A 16,645-nucleotide genomic window follows, 5' to 3' on the forward strand; every position below is an offset into this window, starting at 1 on the left:
TGTGGACTTAGATTCAGATTAGATAAAACTGACAATATTCTAGATTATGAATGTTCTAGTTGTGGAGGACAATTAAAGTTTTTAGAGGAACATTTAAACGAAGATATAGAAGGAATTCATCAGAATCAAAAAACTTTTCAAGAAGAATTTGTAAAAAATGCAAAACAAGATGATACTGCATATTCCAATCCCCCCCTAGATGACGGTCATAACTATGTCGAACATGAAGATAAACAAGAAGACATTGAAGTAGTCTATACAGATGACCCTAGTTATACTGGAGAAAATATTAATACCACAAATAATAATCCAAATAATGAAATTAAAGACTATATTGGACCTAGTAAAGCTATAAATGATAAGAAAAAAAACATTGAAGAAAATGATTTTGAAAATAATGAAAAACCTAATTTTTTAAAAAAACTAAATTGGATAGACATACTAATAATTATAGCAATTATACTTGTTGTAATAGTTGCAATATTCCATATAAGTCCAAATTCAAATGATTCCGAATCAATAAGCTTTGATACATCAACAATTGATAAAATTACAGCAAAATATTTGGAATATTATAATGAAGGAGAAATTGTAAAAACAAGTATTGAAGGAATAAATGTAAGTAGTGGAAATAAAACTGTTATCGATGGGAATATTATTTGGTCTGATGAAAATAGTAATGACAAAAATATTAAAATGCTCATAGACAGTAATGGAGAAAAAGTTCTTGTAGGAACCTATAAAAACTCACCTAATGTTGATGTTTATATAGAGCAAATGAAAATGAGTGTTGATGGGAAAAAATATGATAACATTACAGAAATTAAAATATCACCTATTTCGATAAGTAGTTTTAATGATTTAATCAAAGGTCTTGACAAATATGATAATATTGAAATTTCCACAACTATCGCCTCTGACGAAATAGACAGTACAGATTATCAAAAAATTGATAATGAATTATATAATAAAACAAAAAGACCTTCAATTAAAGCCTCTAATATAAATCAAATAGTAATAACAAAAGCAAAAGTTGAAGATATAAAGATTGGAAATAAAAATTGTCCTAGTCTTAATGGTGAAAGTGATTACATTAGGCTTAGAATCTATAATTGCTCAGATAAAGAATTAAATGATATTAAAAGCAATTATAACATCATTAATATTAAAGAAATTAATTAAATGATTTAATCAATACTTAAAAATAATATATTAATTAATATAAATAAATCTAATCTTTAAAATTATTTTAAATAAAATTATAATCTTAAATTGTTTTGTGAAAATATATTCAAAAGTTAATAGAAACTTCCATTAACTGAAATAAATTTTAAATTGGGCAAAAGAAAATACATCAAATAAAAGATAAAACGAGGATAAAATGCGTTATATTTATTCGATAATAACTACAATCTGTAGGAAAATAGAACTAGAGATTAAAAAGTCCTTTCTTTTTAATATTATCCACACTATTTTCATATATATTGAAAATTTATTACTTAATAGTCATATATTAAAGTTATATCCTCAAAAAGATAAAATAAAAATCAAAAGTAAAATCTTAAATGAAGATTTACTTTCACCCCCAGTTGTTATTTTAGTATTTAGTCTATTTTTAATATGTGGACTTAGTGCTGTTTCTTCAAGTTTAGTTATTACAATTATAATAGGATTTATTTCATTTTTACTTGGTGCACTAATACTACCTAAATTCTTTTTAAATAATAGGCTCTGTGAAAATCAGAATGGAAAAAATAAATTCATATCCTTTAAAGTAGAGGACATTTATGCGATTGGATTTGTTTTATTTATTGTTGCTCTAATCTTTTTTTGTATAAATATAGGATATGTTAAAGGAATACCTTTACTTAAACCTTCACTTAGATACCAACTTAAAGCTGCATTAACTATGCCAGTATTTTTAATTATCCCTGCAATTGCAATAATTGAATCTGTTTATATAAAATACTACCAGGAAAATAAATTAACAAGAAGAGCTGTTAGATTTAGATTTTTAATTTTAACAGGAGTTGGAATTATTATTTTGCTATTTTTAGCTTATAGAACACCTATACTTGCATTAATTTTACTTATGATAATTATTGGTTATTATGGTAAAGTCATCTCCCTAAGCGAAATCATTGCCCTTGGATTAATAGGAATTGTTGGAATAATTAGTATTGGATATATAAGATCTTTAAATGAAATGATGATATCAAAAAGCACTAATCCATTTTATACATTACAAGACCGTGCAGAATTTACACTGCATGTTCTAGATCAAATAAACTTTTTATCTGGATACTTTGGTATAATGCATGGAGGTTTTTTACTTAAAGCTCTACCAGGTAGCGATTATGGTCCTAGAACGATAGTTGGACAGTTAATATCTTGGAGAAGTGGTGTAACAATTACTCCAACACTTATTGGGGGAATGTTAATAGATTTTGGAAAAGTAGGTGTTGCAGTAGGTATGTGTTTACTTGGTTTTATACTTGGAATTGGATATAAACTAGTTAAAATTAGTCAGGATTATGTTTATATTGGTATTTACGCACTTATTTTAACTTATACCATTCTAGGTGTTGAAACTGGAATTCTTGATTTGCAAGTCATATTATATTTTGCCGTTGGAGCATTAGTATATATTGCAAATATTGTATATTCTAATAATGCAAAAAAATAAAATCTAATAAACTAGTATTTTTTAGAAATTGTATATTATGTTTATTAAAAATATTATTATGAATTATAATCTTTTAAATCTTAAAATTACAATCTCAGAATCAGTACCCCATCTCATTGGAATATCCATTACACCAACCCCTGTGGTAACAGACAGATAATGTTTTTTATCCCCCATATTATTTTCAAATAATCCTTTATTATATTTAAATACAAGTTCTGAAAAAAATATTCCTGGGTGAAACTGTCCACCATGAGTATGACCAGATAGTTGAAGGTCAAATCCTATTTTAGTGAAAGTTTCCCAATTTTTAGGTGTGTGGTAAATAATAATATTTACCTTATCCTGATTTATATAATTATATAACTCATCTGATGAAATACAAGGTGTATTAGAATAACTAAATGAATATCCAAATATATTAAGCCCCTTAAATTCCATACTTTCATTATCAAGAATTATAATATTTGCTTTTTTACATGCAGCTTTTACATTATCTATTCCAGGATAATAATCATGATTTCCTGGTGTAAAAATTATAGGAATATTAATCTCACTTAAAGCTTTAAAATCATCTTCATTAATTACAGAAGAGCCATCTGCTAAATCTCCTGATATAATAACCAAATCTACATCACCTTCCAGTTGAACTAAAGCATTTTTCAATCGATTAAATGCTCCATTATTCATTAAAAAACCATAATGAAGATCAGAAATGTGAGCGACACTGATTTCCTCCTTTAAATTATCAAATGTTAGATTTTTTTCTTTTATAACAATAATATGAGCATGATAATAAGCATATATTCCAATCAATGGAACAATCATAAGTAAAGCTAAAATATAAGATTTTAAATTTATAAAACTACATATAATGTAAATTAAAACCACTTCAATTAAATACATTACAGACAACCATTGAATTATACCATAAATATTAGCAAGTACCCTTGTTATAAAGCGAGATTTCCTCTCTTCAAATAAAGTAGGTAGTATATGTAGAAGAACTAAAATTAAAGAAATAAAGAGTATAACCCAATCATTTAACCCGCCAAACAATAAAAATGTATACTTTATAAGGAAAAAATAAAAAATTCCTAAAAAAGGAGCCGTTCCAATAATCCTACGTGTTCTATGACTCATAATTTACCCATAAAAAATAATATTTAATAAATATATTCTAATATTAATCTTATGTTTATAATAAATTTTTTTTATAAGTATCTAAATAAACAAAATTTTAAAATAAAAATAATAAAATTTTAGATGAATTGAAATTTTAAAATTTGATAAAAAGTATAAAAATATTATAAATAATTTTATAAATAAGTAAAAATAAATATTTAAAAGATTAATTTTAAAAAGGTTGAATAAAAATAAAAAGATTTTTACTTAAATTCTAATTTAAATACTAACTTCAGTATTTAAATAATATTTAATAGATTAATAATAATTTAAAAAATTAATTTAATAAAATAAAATAATATTTTAATATAAATTAAAATTTATTTAAATCTGATTTTAAAAAAAATACTTTTTGTGATTAAAATGACTGTTGAAAAAAACAACACAACAGATGAAAAATTAACTGTTCCTGTGCAAAAATATAAAAAAAGTCAAAAATTACCACCTGAAGGGTTTGAAAGTACTAACGACTTTTTTAATTATACTTTTGAAAATAAAAATCTTATTTGGATGGGACAAAATACAAATCACCTACATGATGAGGATGATATTAATAATGCAATGATTAAATCCATTAAAAATAAAGAATACTGTAAATATCCTGCACCTGAAGGATTTCCAGAATTACAAGAATTAATTTTAAAAGATTTAGACCTTGAAGATATGTCAGTTTACATATCTGCAGGTGCAACCGAATCATTACATTTATGTATGCATAGCATATTAGAAGAAAAGGATAATGTAATTACCTGTGATCCTGGTTATTTAATTATTGGATCTTTTGCAGAAAGATTTGCTCATAACGTTAAATATATACCAATTTACAATAATGATTGTAATTACAAATTAACACCTAAATTAGTAAGAGAAAATCTTGATGAAAATACAAAAATTATTGTTTTAATAGACCCCTTAAATCCTCTTGGTACTTCATATACCGAAGAAGAGATTAAGGAATTTGCAGAAATTGCAATTGAAAATAATATTTATTTGATTCATGATATAACATATAAAGATTTTGCAAGAGAACATTTCCTTGTAGCTAAATATGCTCCAAAACATACACTAACCATCTTTAGTTTTTCAAAAATATATGGTATGGCGGGAGTTAGAATAGGTGCTGTAATTGGTGTAGAACCTCTTATTTCAAGTATGAAAAATGTTGTTGTAAATGATTTAGGAGTAAATATTATTGCCCAAGAGGGCGCTATAGCAGCATTAAAATCAAAAAGAGAATGGATAGGCCATGTTAAAAATACAACCTTTGAAAATCAAAAAATAATTAAAAAAATGATTGACAATGTTGATGGAGTATTTTTACCAGTATATCCTTCTGATGCCAATATGATGGTAATTGATTTAACAGGTACTGGAATAAAAGCTAAAGACATGTCTAATTATCTTCTTAAAAAAGACATTTTTACAAGGGAAGGAAATTATACCAGTAAATTATATGGAGATAATTATTTACGTATAAGTTTTTCTATACCTACAGAAGAAATTAAAGTCTTTTGTGATGAATTCCCTAAAGCTGTTGAAGCACTAAGGAAAAAATAATATTTTTTTCTATTATCTTTACTTTAAAATAATTTTTACTTTTAAGGCTAAAAACTATTTCTACTTTTTTTATCGATTTTAAATTAAACGAAGTTAATTTAAATTATAAAACTCTTATTTTTAATTATAAAAATACCATTATTTCTTTATATCTTTTCAATTTCAACCCTAATTCAAATATAATTTAATGAATTTAAAAAAATTCTAATTAAGAAATTTTGATTTTATAAAATTTAAAAACTATACGAATATATGTAGCATATATGTGATGTGATGTGATGTATGTGTATGAATTAAATAATATCTAATATAATATAAGTAATATTATAATAAATTAAAATAACAATTAATTAAATATAATAAAAATTAAAAACATATCATTTAATAATACCTAGATTGTAAATTTATGTAGGTAAAAGTATATGGGAATATTAGAAAACTATAATTTAGAAAAAAATGAAAAAACTAAATCATATTACTTGAAAAATATATACTATATAAAGAATTATTTACTTAACAATCCTACTATTTTAAAAGGAGAAGGAAAAATGTTTGGGGCACTAAAAATAAATGATGAATCTGAAGTAAAAAATCCGACAGAGTTTAAAAATGAAATTAATGATGATATAATTTATGAATTTGAAAAACTTGCAAAATCATTAGGATTTACAGGAATAGGTTATGGTAGAATTCACTTTAAAGATAAGGATAAATTTCCCCAAAATTCAAACAGCATAATTCTACTTAGATGTAATATGAATCCCTCCTTATTACATCTTAAAAGTGAATATTATGAAAAAGAAGGATTAGATAAAAAATTTAAAAATATTGTAACAAATGTTTTTCGATTGTGTGACTTTTTAAGGTCAAATGGATTTAATAGTGAAGTTATAGATTCAATAGAACTTGAAGAGGAGATTAAAAAATCTGCAGAAAACTCCAAATGTGGAAAAATAGGAAGAAACAAAGCAGTGATATTTAAGGAAGGTCCTGCTTCAAAGATTTTTGCAATTACAACATCAATTAATAACTTTAAAGAAGAAAAACTTGATGAATATAAATGGATATTTGAATATTGTCTCAGTTGTGGTAAATGTAATATTCATTGCCCCGAAAAGGCCTTTGATTTTAAAGGAAATTTAATAGAAGATAAATGTATTGGACGAGAAGAAGCTTGTAGAATATGTATTGAAAAATGTCCATTTTACCAAAAGGATTATGAGAGTATTAAATCTAAATATGACTTGAAAATAGAAAAAACTAGTCGTAGATCAATATTTTAAATAAATATTGTGCATATAAAAGAAAATAGTAAATAAAAAATAAAGATAATATAATATAACCAATAAAATCCAAATTAAAATATAATTATCAAATTATTAAAAATAATAATAATAAAATAATGGAAAATAAAAGGATATTGCTTAAAATTAATCCTTTAAGTAATAATATTCTCCTACTTGTTTTTGTTCACGATCAAGGAAACTGTCATATTTATTAACCCGTGGACGTTTAGTTTCTTTATCACGTCTAAAGGTAACATTTAAATCAGCTAAGAACTCATTCATAGAAGTTCTTAAATCAGTAGGTGCTGAAGCATAACCTTCAATACCAGGTGAACCTTTAAAGACCATAGCCCTATCTGAAATATAATCAATAAATACAATATCGTGATCTACAATTAAACTAGCAGCATTTCTACTTTCAACAATTTTTCTAATAGCTTTAGCTGCTATTAACCTTTGTTCAACATCTAAAAATGCAGTAGGTTCATCAAAAAGATATAATTCAGCATCTTGTGCTAAAGTAGTAGCAATAGCTAATCTTTGAAGTTCACCACCACTTAAAGACTGAACATCTTTATCAAGCAAATCATTCAATTGTAATGGATTTCCTATTTCACTTTCAAATATATTGCTGCCAAAGTTAGGAGCATGCATATACAAATAATCCTGAACCTTACCTTCAAAGTCAGTTACAATATATTGAGGTTTATATGCAATTTCAACTTCACTATCAACCTCTCCACTAGTAGGCTTAACTTCTCCTGCAAGCATCTTAGCAAAAGTAGTTTTACCAATACCATTTGAACCAAAAGCCGTAACAATCTCATCTTTATATATTTTACCTTCACTTGCTTCAATTTTAAATCCATCATAATCTTTTAAGATTGTTTCATAATCACTTAAAACCTCACCTTCATCTTCTGGAGTAGGTGGGCGAATAGTAAATTCAATTGGATTTCTTCTCATTCTAACATTTTCTTCTTTTAAGAATCCATTAATATATGCATTAATACCAACACGAACTCCTTTCATTCCACTTACAACACCATATGCTCCAGGTTTACCATACAAAATATGTATATTATCACTTAAAGCATCTAAAGTTGCTAAGTCATGTTCAATTACAAGTACAGATTTACCTTCTTCGGCAAGGGAACGGATAACTTTCACTGCATTTAATCTTTGCCTTACATCTAACCAACTGGTAGGTTCATCAAAATAATAAAAATCTCCTTCACGTAAAATAGATGCAGCAATAGCTACTCTTTGAAGCTCACCACCACTTAATTTATTCATTTGCCTATCCATTACAGTTTCAAGATTTAAATTACTTACAACATAGTCAAGTTTATCTCTCTCATCAACATTTGAAAGTAAATCATTCACATTACCTTTAACTATCTTTGGTAAAACATCTACTGCTTGAGGCTTATGAATAACTTTTATATTTCCTTCAGATAATTTTTTAAAGTAAGATTGTAATTGTGACCCTCGATAGTAATCAATAACTTTATCCCAACTTGACTCTGACTCATAATCCCCTAAATTTGGTATGAGTTCTGAGGATAAGATTCTCATAATCGTAGATTTACCAATACCATTCTGACCAAGTAAACCAACAACAGTCCCTTCTTTTAAGGTAGGTAAGTAGAATAATTCAAACATATTTTGCCCATATCTGTGAATAGGATCTTCTAATGCTTCAGGTAAATTAATTACAGAAATTGCACCGAATGGGCATCTGTTTGTACAGATCCCGCAACCTTCACATAATTCTTCAGATATAAGAGGTTTTTTACTATCTTCATCAATAACTATTGTATCCTCTTCCATCCTAACTCCAGGACAATATTCAATACATACATAGTTACATTTTTTAGGTTGACACTTATCCTTATCTAAAATAGAAATACGACTCATATTATCTCCTTTAATTAAAAGAATAAATTAATAATTATTAATTAAAACACATATTTTATAAATTAATCATATATTAATAAATATTAACTAAATCAAAAATTATAATAATATTAAACTTTTAACTAGATTAAATCAGAAAAATAAAATTAAAAGTTTATAAAAATAAATTTAATATAATACTATTAGTTTATAAATCATCATATAAAAAATTTATAAATAAATTACATCCAAATCAAAAATTAATACAATGATTATCAAATTATTTTAAAAAAATAAATAAAGAATGATATAAATGAAACAAGTAATAATAGTTAGAACTGATTTAAAAATGAAAAAGGGAAAAATTGCTGCACAATGCTGTCATGGAGCAATTGGAGCATATAAAAAATCGGATAAAGAAAAGATAAGAAAATGGGAAAATGAATCCTGTGCAAAAATTGTTCTAAAAGTGGATAATCTGGAAGATTTACTTGAACTTAAAGAAATTGCTAAAAGGAACAATATAGCTAATTGTTTAGTAACCGATGCTGGAAGAACACAAATTCCTGAATCTACAATAACCTGTTTAGGACTTGGGCCTGATGAAGATGAAGTACTCGACAAGATCACCAGTACTTTAAAATTATTATAAATGTTAAAAGGTGATAATATTATTGAATGGGTTGTAAAAATTGGAGGTAGTCTTTTTCCAACAGATGCAATAAAAGTTGCAGAAAAATTAAAAGGAACTTCATCTCTTATAGTTACAGGAGGTGGAGAATTTGCAAACCTTATTCGAAAATATGATAATAATAAAAACTTTTCAGATGAGATATGTGATGAAACTGCAATAGAATGTATGACAATCATGTCCAAATTACTAAATGATAAAATAAAACATACTGAAATTGCATATTCTATTGAAGATGCTTTAAAAATATCATATAATAGAAAGGTACCTATTTTAATCTGCAGTAAAATTTTAAAAGAAAATCATCCATTTAAACAATCTTGGGAAGTGACCTCAGATTCAATATCTGCATATATTGCAAAACTTCTAAATGCAAACCTTTTAATAGTTACAAATGTAAATGGTATATATACCCGAAAACCTAAAACGAAAGGTTCAAAATTTATTAGTGAAATTGATGCTAAAAAACTACTTACTTTTGAAGAATCATCAATTGACTTAATGCTTCCTTCGTTACTTATTAAGTTCGGGACTGATTGTTTTATTGTAAATGGGAAATATCCTGAAAGGATATACCAAATCATTACTGGTGAATACCGTAATACTTACAATTTTAAATATACATACATAAAAGGTGTTTAAATGGAAAAAGTTTTATGCGAATCTTGTAAACAAGAAATTCCGCTTACTGAACCATATGTACAATTTAAATGTCCAGTTTGTGGTAAAGTAATTGCTAGATGTGAGAAATGTCGTACCTTTGGTCACACTTATACATGCGATTGTGGTTTTGAAGGACCATAAATAAAATTAAAGAGGAGATATAATGGGAGATGTTTTAGCAACTTTAAAAGTCATGCCAGAAAGTCCGGAAGTAGATTTAGAAGCATTAAAAGGAGCAATTGAAAGTGCTATACCAGAAAATGCAAAATTACATGGAATCGATGAAGAGCCTATTGCTTTTGGATTAGTTGCATTAAACGTTAAATTTATAGTCGATGATGGTGAAGGTGGAACTGAACCTACTGAAGAAGCTATCAGAGCACTTGATAATGTTAACAGTGCAGAAATCACCGATATTGGTAGATTAATCGAATAGACACAATTAAATAAATTCCATATTGGAATTTATTAACTTTTTTTAATTTTTTCAATAATCATAACAATACTTTTTTAAAACTAAATAGTGTAAAGGTTTTAAAATCTAAAAAAATAGCTACTTCTTTTAAAAAAAATAGTATAAAGGTATTAAAATCTAAAAAAAATAACTACTTCTTTTCAAAATATATTTATAATAATTAATTAAGCCATTTTTAAATTCTTATATCTTATTAAATATATTAAAACTGAAATTAGACATAATATTGTACCTACTATACATGCCCATCTTGAAGAGAGAATTAAAAGACCATAATATTTTGGAATAATCTCTACATTACCCATAATCATTGCATATATAATTGTAAGCATTGCAAGACTTAATGTCTGACAACACGAACTATAGTAACAGATATAGATACTGTTGGACTGTCTTTAGAATCAAGAGAACCCATCATAATATTAGTATTTGGAGAAACAAATATTCAAAACCAAGACAAAAGAAATATAATATTATCTATTAAAAATGATTTTTTTTAAACCAAATTTACCAGATAAACTTCCAGTAGGTACCGCAAAAACCACAACAGAAATTAAAAAAGAATTTACAAGCCAATTTTGCATAACATTATCTAATGCAAATTCCTGAGCAAATGTAGGAAGTGCTACTGATAGACCCACAGAAATATATGCTACAATAAATGAAGCTATAGTTGTAATTATAATTATATTATTAGATTTTGCATTAAATCACAAGATTGGGCTTTAACTTTGAAATGAGTAAATAATTAAATAAGTACTTAAACCATTAGAGGAATTTATTAATTTAAGTTAATATAAATTAACCTAAATTTAAATATCCTATAAGTAGAGCAAGGAATATAAATATCAAAATTGACGGATTGGTGAAGAAGAACTTTAAACCCTCAAATTTAGACACTATTACTTCACCATCTCTAAGTTTAACTTTAAATACAAAATATAATGCGAATAAACCCGCAAGTACAGCAATAATTAAATCACATATATTAAAATAATTTATAAGTGTTGGATCTGAACCGATTAAATTAGGAAGAACAAGTCCTAAAAAATTAGCAATTTGGTGAAGAGTAATTACATAAATAATATTATTTGTTCTAAGATAAACAAAAGCCAAAATTACACCAAAAAAGAATACTCCTAAAAATTGATAATAATTCATATGATATAGAGCAAACAATAATGATGAAGCCAATATTGCAAATAATTCTCCATATCTTGCAATTCTACTTATTAAAAATTTTCTAAAAAACAATTCTTCGAATATAGGCCCTAATATTGCAGCATATAAAAATGTTGCAATTATATTAGATGAATCAAATGACTGTAAAGGATTAGTTAAATTAGGAATAAAAAAACTACTAATAATATTAGTAAGCAAATATCCTAACATCATCAAACCATAACCTAAAATTAAATAAAATAGATATTGAGGAATATTTAACTTTCTATCATGTAATGATTCGCTTTCCGGAACTTCTTTAACAATATGGTATAAAACAAATCCTCCAAAAGAAAATGCTAAAAGATTATACACTAATATTAAATGCATATCTTCTGTGTGAGATAATATAATTAAAATGGTAGGGATAAAGAACATGAGCATAATCAAAAGACAGTACCCTAACCCTAATTTTGATAAAATTTTCTTTTCTGAATCCTTTTCAAAAGGCAAACTATGATTTTGAGAATCATCGTAATCGTTATTTAATAAAAAATCCAAAAAATGCACCTCCTAGAAACTCATAAAAAATAGTTTAAATATATTTTATATTCGCAATATATAAACTTTAAGTTATTTTTAAAAAATAATGTATTTAACTTAATAATCTATTTAAAAAAATAAGTAAAATTTTATTTTAAAAAAATATTATTATAAAAATAAAAAATTAATTAAAATAATTTACATCTTTATGACAGGTAATTGAACCTCTGTAAGTTTTTCATTATTATTTTCAAGAAATCCATTTATAAAAACTTCCTTAGGAGAACCAATAATATCATAATTATTTTCATCTGCATATTTAGCAATAGCCCTATAAGTATTTATAATATTGTCCCGTTTACCTTCATGAACAGCAGATAAAACCTTGTGTTCAATCATAACTGCAGTATTTACCAAATCATCACCTGTCATTAACTCACTAGTAGGCATCCCTACATCATATAAGAGTTCAGAATCTCCAATATCTTCAGGAAGCTTATAAAATATCATGAAAGGATTACCTGCAACTTCACCCTCTCCAGATTCAATCCATCCAGAAAGTTTTGCAAATAATATTTTTGCCGCCTCAAGAGATCCTTTATTACTGATAACTGCAATATTTAAATCTTCAATAGTTTTTTCTTTAATTTTCATAATAACAACCATTATTAATATTTTTGAATATTCTTTAAATTTAATAAACATTATTTTTTTGTTTTAAACATTAAGTTAAAAGATTAATAAATTTAATTATAATAAGATATTTAATTTTTCTAGTTAAATAATCTTACTTCAACAATTTCTCCTTCATCAACTATTTCAACATTTTTACCTACATTAACATAACCATCTGCACGAGCAAGGGAAAATATTGCACCTGAATCTTTAAATATAGGTTCTGCTTTACCATCATTAAAACTGATTAACTGATATTGTTCTCTTCCAATTGGAGAATGTATCCTTTTGGTAAGCTTAGCTTTAACTGTCTTTAGACGTTCTTCTTTTAAACCTACCAATTCCATTAAGAGTGGTGCAAAAAATACATAAAAAATAATTATAGCAGATACTGGATTTCCTGGGAGACCTATAACAATTTTATTATTAACAATTCCAAAAATAGTTGGCTTTCCGGGTTGAACTGCAATACCATGAAGTTTCACCTCACCAATTTCATCTAAGACATGCTTTAAAACATCACCCACACCTGCAGAAGTTCCTCCAGAACATATTAAGATATCATGATTCTTAAGAGAATTTAAAATATTTGATTTTAAATTATCATAGTCATCACGTACTATACCATCATTTACACCAATTGCACCACAAGAGACAATTGCATTTTTAATCATAGTACTGTTAACATCATAAATTTTTGATGGTTTTAATTCTTTATCTTTAAGGTCTGTTAATTCATTACCTGTTGATATAACAGCACATGTTGGTTTTTTATAAACTTTTACAGTATGAAAACCCTGAGCTGCTAAAACACCAATTTTATCAGCAGTTAAAACTACACCTTTTTTTAAAAGTAAGGTGTCTTTTTTTACATCACTACCCGATACTGCAACATCTTGAGTAGGTGTAACACTATCATATAATTCAACATTATCCTGGTCTTTTTGAGTATATTCAACCATAATTACAGCATCTGCACCTTCCGGCAATGGAGCTCCAGTGCTGATTTCAACACATGTACCTAACTCCACAGTTTTATCAGAATGATCTCCAGCTTCAAGAGAATCAATGATTTTAACAGATTTTGGATTTTCCTCAGATGCAGAAAAACTATCCTCTGATTTAATTGCAAAACCATCTTTTAAAGCCCTATTAAACGGAGGAAAATCTATAACACTATAAATATCCTCAAAAACCACTCTCCCATAACTATCTTCAAGAGGAATTTCCTCCCATTTACAGGCATAATACTTATAAAAATTAGAGGAAATCAAATCCTTAGCTATTAGAGGATCTTTTATATCTAAAAATTGAGTACCCATTAAAACACCTCAAAAATCTATGAAAAATATTTATTTGTTAGAAAATTTATTTGAAAACTAATTTAAGTTTGATTAGAAAATCAAGTAAAATAATTCATATATTTATAAATTTGAAAAATTACAATAAATTGTATACAATAAGAATATTTAAAAAAAATTACTAATAAAGCTTTATATAATTTTTGAAAATGCCACATAGATTTCTAAAAGACGAATATTAAAAAAAATAAAATTAGTAGGATTTCTAAATAAGCGTGAAAATTATATTAAACTGGATTTTAGATTTTTAATATATTGTTCCATTATTTTTCTCATAATCTTCAAATGCCTTTATTGTTTCATCAGGGTTCATATTTTCCAAATCAATAATATTTTTATCAGGATTTTCAAAAAAATCATATATTACTTTATCTCTAAAACCTATTTTATCTGCATCCTCATGAGTATTGCCATAATAAACTTTCTTAATGTTAGCCCATATTATAAGTGATAAACACATTGGGCAGGGATAACTTGAGGTATATAATTCACATCCACTTAAATCATATGAATTAATAGTTTTACATGCATCCCTAATAGCCATAACTTCTGCATGTGCAGAAGGGTCATTGTTTATAATTACATGATTAGAACCTTTACCAATGATTTTACCTCCTTTAACTACACATGCACCAAAAGGTCCTCCATTCTCATAATTATTCTCAGATAAATCTTTAGCTACTTTCATAAATTTATTCATAATCTCACCATATCATCTTAAATAAGTATTTTTATATTATTTTATTTTTTATTTAGTTCATATAGGGTAAAAATAAATGTATATTGAAATAAAATAAATCAACTTAAAAAAAATCTGTGTTTTAAGGATATATAATATTTTTTATTATTTCTATTTTAAAATTACCACAGGAGTTTTTGAAAGATGCAGAATTTATAATAATAACTTATATAATATAAAATATAAATAAATTAATATCTTATATTCATACACAGTTTTAATAAAGATAATAAATATAATGGAAATTGTTTTTATAGGGAGGAAAATACTTGGCTAATAAAAAAAATAATAACAATAATAACCAGCAAGAACAAACTTACCGTAGAGTAAGAACCCCACGTAAAGGAGAAATTGCTGGAGTTGTTGAACAAATTATGGGACATGGAAAACTCAAAGTTAGATGTTCTGATGGTAACATCAGAATGACCCGTATTCCTGGGAAAATGAAAAAACGAATTTGGATTCGTGAAGGGGACGTAATATTAGTAAAACCATGGGATTTCCAAAGTGATGAAAAAGCTGATGTAATTTGGAGATATACCAAAACTGAATCTAACTGGCTTGAAAGAAAAGGATATTTAAATATGTAAATATATACTCCTTTAATTCATTTAAAATACGAATAATTGAAATAAATAAGTAATGAATAATTATATTAAAATTTTACTTATTTATTTTAAAACTTATAATAACTTTTTTTACTTGAAAACTACCTATAATAAATACTATTTTTGTGATAAAATGAACGACAAAATAGCAAAAGCTGATGCTGAAGTTCAAAAAATCATCTCCCAAAAAAGAATAAAAGGAGATGATGATAGAAAAGTAGGTAGTGAAATATTTGATAAAAGCACCCTTGAAACACTATATAAATTAGCAAATAAAAACTATTTAGATATTTTAAATGGTGAAATAAGTACTGGAAAAGAAGCTAATGTGCTAAAGTGCCTTAAAGATAATGACTATTTTGCTGTAAAAATTTATAGAATAGCAACCTCTGATTTTAAAAAAATGAATTTATATATAGATGGAGATCCACGATTCAATATAAGACATAATAATAAAAGGCAATTAATCACAGCATGGGTTTTAAAAGAATATAAAAATCTTGAAAGATTATCAAATGCAAATGTTAATGTTCCAAAACCTATAACTGCATTAAATAATGTTTTAATGTTAGAGTTTATTGGGGATAAAAATGGAATTCCTGCAAAAACTGTAAAATATCAAAAACCAAATGATATTGAGAAGTTTATTGAAAAATTACTTGATGAAACCTATAAACTCATTCATGATGCAAAACTGGTTCACGGAGATTTATCTGTATATAATGTAATGAACTTTAATGAAGAACCAGTAATTATTGATGTTTCACAGTCTGTAATATCAGATCATCCACTAGCAAAACAATTACTTGAAAGAGATATTGAAAATCTATATAATGATTTTAAAAAGCTAGGATCAAAAATAAGTCTTAGTGAAATTGAAAGTCATATTGGAGTAGAAGATGGTAAGATATTATCACTTAAACAATGAGGGTTTTTAAATATAATATTTATTTTAAAATATATAATATATCATTAAATTCATATAATTTTAGAAAGTTAATATTACTTTTAAAAAAGGTTTAGGGGCCTGAATTTTTTAGTTCTCAGATAATTGTTGTATTGCTGTTTTTGAGTTAAAACCTTGTGATATGATTAAGGCTCCTAAAAATACATTCA

General features: G+C 25.8%; 19 protein-coding genes. 11 read left to right on the plus strand and 8 right to left on the minus strand.

Annotation, left to right across the window (positions count from 1 at the left end):
- The coding region (locus tag QZ146_RS04545; protein WP_295722469.1) for a hypothetical protein at window positions 1-1,182 on the plus strand (1,182 nt) is incomplete at its 5' end.
- Between the two features lie 199 nt (window positions 1,183-1,381).
- Complete coding sequence (locus QZ146_RS04550; RefSeq protein WP_295722470.1) at window positions 1,382-2,686, plus strand: oligosaccharide repeat unit polymerase family protein; 1,305 nt, start codon at window positions 1,382-1,384, stop codon at window positions 2,684-2,686.
- Window positions 2,687-2,749: 63 nt separating this feature from the next.
- Here QZ146_RS04550 and QZ146_RS04555 read toward each other — a convergent pair whose 3' ends face one another.
- Window positions 2,750-3,829: a metallophosphoesterase gene (locus QZ146_RS04555; protein ID WP_295722471.1), complete on the minus strand. Its 1,080-nt coding sequence runs from the start codon at window positions 3,827-3,829 to the stop codon at window positions 2,750-2,752.
- A gap of 405 nt (window positions 3,830-4,234) precedes the next feature.
- Between QZ146_RS04555 and QZ146_RS04560 the strand changes: the two genes are divergently transcribed.
- Together QZ146_RS04560 and QZ146_RS04565 are read left to right on the plus strand one after the other, a co-directional pair.
- The gene (locus tag QZ146_RS04560; RefSeq protein WP_295722472.1) at window positions 4,235-5,428 is read left to right on the plus strand and encodes a pyridoxal phosphate-dependent aminotransferase; all 1,194 of its coding nucleotides are present in this window, start codon (window positions 4,235-4,237) and stop codon (window positions 5,426-5,428) included.
- A gap of 548 nt (window positions 5,429-5,976) precedes the next feature.
- Window positions 5,977-6,711 carry a hypothetical protein gene (locus QZ146_RS04565; RefSeq protein WP_295722473.1) on the plus strand — a complete coding sequence of 245 codons (735 nt, stop codon included), beginning with the start codon at window positions 5,977-5,979 and terminating at the stop codon, window positions 6,709-6,711.
- Window positions 6,712-6,858: 147 nt separating this feature from the next.
- Here QZ146_RS04565 and QZ146_RS04570 read toward each other — a convergent pair whose 3' ends face one another.
- Window positions 6,859-8,634, minus strand: a complete 1,776-nt coding sequence (locus QZ146_RS04570) for a ribosome biogenesis/translation initiation ATPase RLI (RefSeq protein ID WP_295722474.1) — start codon at window positions 8,632-8,634, stop codon at window positions 6,859-6,861.
- Window positions 8,635-8,926: 292 nt separating this feature from the next.
- On the opposite strand from QZ146_RS04570, the gene pth2 reads away from it, so the two are divergent.
- Genes pth2 through QZ146_RS04590 form a run of 4 tightly spaced genes read left to right on the plus strand, consistent with a single transcriptional unit; the run spans window position 8,927 to window position 10,403 of the window.
- Window positions 8,927-9,265, plus strand: a complete 339-nt coding sequence (gene pth2 / locus QZ146_RS04575) for a peptidyl-tRNA hydrolase Pth2 (protein WP_295722475.1) — start codon at window positions 8,927-8,929, stop codon at window positions 9,263-9,265.
- Window positions 9,266-9,946, plus strand: a complete 681-nt coding sequence (locus QZ146_RS04580; RefSeq protein ID WP_295722476.1) for a delta 1-pyrroline-5-carboxylate synthetase — start codon at window positions 9,266-9,268, stop codon at window positions 9,944-9,946.
- A complete protein-coding gene (locus QZ146_RS04585; protein WP_295722477.1) occupies window positions 9,947-10,108 on the plus strand; it encodes a zinc finger domain-containing protein in 162 nt (53 codons plus the stop codon).
- A 22-nt stretch (window positions 10,109-10,130) separates the two neighbouring features.
- Window positions 10,131-10,403: an elongation factor 1-beta gene (locus QZ146_RS04590; RefSeq protein WP_295722478.1), complete on the plus strand. Its 273-nt coding sequence runs from the start codon at window positions 10,131-10,133 to the stop codon at window positions 10,401-10,403.
- 203 nt (window positions 10,404-10,606) lie between these two features.
- Here the strand turns inward: QZ146_RS04590 and QZ146_RS04595 are convergent, their stop codons facing one another.
- Window positions 10,607-10,774: a hypothetical protein gene (locus tag QZ146_RS04595; RefSeq protein ID WP_295722479.1), complete on the minus strand. Its 168-nt coding sequence runs from the start codon at window positions 10,772-10,774 to the stop codon at window positions 10,607-10,609.
- Window positions 10,775-10,785: 11 nt separating this feature from the next.
- Between QZ146_RS04595 and QZ146_RS04600 the strand changes: the two genes are divergently transcribed.
- A complete protein-coding gene (locus QZ146_RS04600) occupies window positions 10,786-10,926 on the plus strand; it encodes a hypothetical protein (RefSeq protein ID WP_295722480.1) in 141 nt (46 codons plus the stop codon).
- Here QZ146_RS04600 and QZ146_RS04605 read toward each other — a convergent pair.
- The 5 genes from QZ146_RS04605 to QZ146_RS04625 form a co-directional block, all read right to left on the minus strand.
- Window positions 10,916-11,083 (minus strand): hypothetical protein, encoded by a 168-nt coding sequence (locus QZ146_RS04605; protein ID WP_295722481.1) that lies wholly within the window; start codon window positions 11,081-11,083, stop codon window positions 10,916-10,918. The genes QZ146_RS04600 and QZ146_RS04605 overlap by 11 nt on opposite strands.
- A gap of 160 nt (window positions 11,084-11,243) precedes the next feature.
- Window positions 11,244-12,164, minus strand: coding sequence for a CPBP family intramembrane glutamic endopeptidase (locus QZ146_RS04610; protein ID WP_295722482.1), 921 nt, complete (start codon window positions 12,162-12,164; stop codon window positions 11,244-11,246).
- Between the two features lie 180 nt (window positions 12,165-12,344).
- Entirely contained in the window at window positions 12,345-12,800 is a 456-nt protein-coding gene (locus QZ146_RS04615) for a GyrI-like domain-containing protein (protein ID WP_295722483.1), read from the minus strand.
- Between the two features lie 119 nt (window positions 12,801-12,919).
- Window positions 12,920-14,143, minus strand: a complete 1,224-nt coding sequence (gene glp / locus QZ146_RS04620; RefSeq protein ID WP_295722484.1) for a gephyrin-like molybdotransferase Glp — start codon at window positions 14,141-14,143, stop codon at window positions 12,920-12,922.
- Between the two features lie 286 nt (window positions 14,144-14,429).
- Complete coding sequence (locus QZ146_RS04625; RefSeq protein ID WP_295722485.1) at window positions 14,430-14,882, minus strand: nucleoside deaminase; 453 nt, start codon at window positions 14,880-14,882, stop codon at window positions 14,430-14,432.
- Window positions 14,883-15,190: 308 nt separating this feature from the next.
- Between QZ146_RS04625 and eif1A the strand changes: the two genes are divergently transcribed.
- Window positions 15,191-15,511, plus strand: coding sequence for a translation initiation factor eIF-1A (gene eif1A / locus QZ146_RS04630; RefSeq protein WP_295722486.1), 321 nt, complete (start codon window positions 15,191-15,193; stop codon window positions 15,509-15,511).
- Window positions 15,512-15,662: 151 nt separating this feature from the next.
- Window positions 15,663-16,457, plus strand: coding sequence for a serine protein kinase RIO (locus QZ146_RS04635; RefSeq protein WP_295722487.1), 795 nt, complete (start codon window positions 15,663-15,665; stop codon window positions 16,455-16,457).
- Window positions 16,458-16,645: the final 188 nt, after the last annotated feature.

The sequence above is a fragment of the uncultured Methanobrevibacter sp. genome (genome assembly GCF_905235195.1).
Lineage (GTDB): Archaea > Methanobacteriota > Methanobacteria > Methanobacteriales > Methanobacteriaceae > Methanarmilla.

Coding starts and splice junctions, on each gene's coding strand:
- QZ146_RS04550 (WP_295722470.1), top strand. CDS start 1,382: ATGCGTTATATTTATTCGATAATAACTACAATCTGTAGGAAAATAGAA.
- QZ146_RS04555 (WP_295722471.1), bottom strand. CDS start 3,829: ATGAGTCATAGAACACGTAGGATTATTGGAACGGCTCCTTTTTTAGGA.
- QZ146_RS04560 (WP_295722472.1), top strand. CDS start 4,235: ATGACTGTTGAAAAAAACAACACAACAGATGAAAAATTAACTGTTCCT.
- QZ146_RS04565 (WP_295722473.1), top strand. CDS start 5,977: ATGTTTGGGGCACTAAAAATAAATGATGAATCTGAAGTAAAAAATCCG.
- QZ146_RS04570 (WP_295722474.1), bottom strand. CDS start 8,634: ATGAGTCGTATTTCTATTTTAGATAAGGATAAGTGTCAACCTAAAAAA.
- pth2 (WP_295722475.1), top strand. CDS start 8,927: ATGAAACAAGTAATAATAGTTAGAACTGATTTAAAAATGAAAAAGGGA.
- QZ146_RS04580 (WP_295722476.1), top strand. CDS start 9,266: ATGTTAAAAGGTGATAATATTATTGAATGGGTTGTAAAAATTGGAGGT.
- QZ146_RS04585 (WP_295722477.1), top strand. CDS start 9,947: ATGGAAAAAGTTTTATGCGAATCTTGTAAACAAGAAATTCCGCTTACT.
- QZ146_RS04590 (WP_295722478.1), top strand. CDS start 10,131: ATGGGAGATGTTTTAGCAACTTTAAAAGTCATGCCAGAAAGTCCGGAA.
- QZ146_RS04595 (WP_295722479.1), bottom strand. CDS start 10,774: ATGCTTACAATTATATATGCAATGATTATGGGTAATGTAGAGATTATT.
- QZ146_RS04600 (WP_295722480.1), top strand. CDS start 10,786: ATGTCTGACAACACGAACTATAGTAACAGATATAGATACTGTTGGACT.
- QZ146_RS04615 (WP_295722483.1), bottom strand. CDS start 12,800: ATGAAAATTAAAGAAAAAACTATTGAAGATTTAAATATTGCAGTTATC.
- glp (WP_295722484.1), bottom strand. CDS start 14,143: ATGGGTACTCAATTTTTAGATATAAAAGATCCTCTAATAGCTAAGGAT.
- QZ146_RS04625 (WP_295722485.1), bottom strand. CDS start 14,882: ATGAATAAATTTATGAAAGTAGCTAAAGATTTATCTGAGAATAATTAT.
- QZ146_RS04635 (WP_295722487.1), top strand. CDS start 15,663: ATGAACGACAAAATAGCAAAAGCTGATGCTGAAGTTCAAAAAATCATC.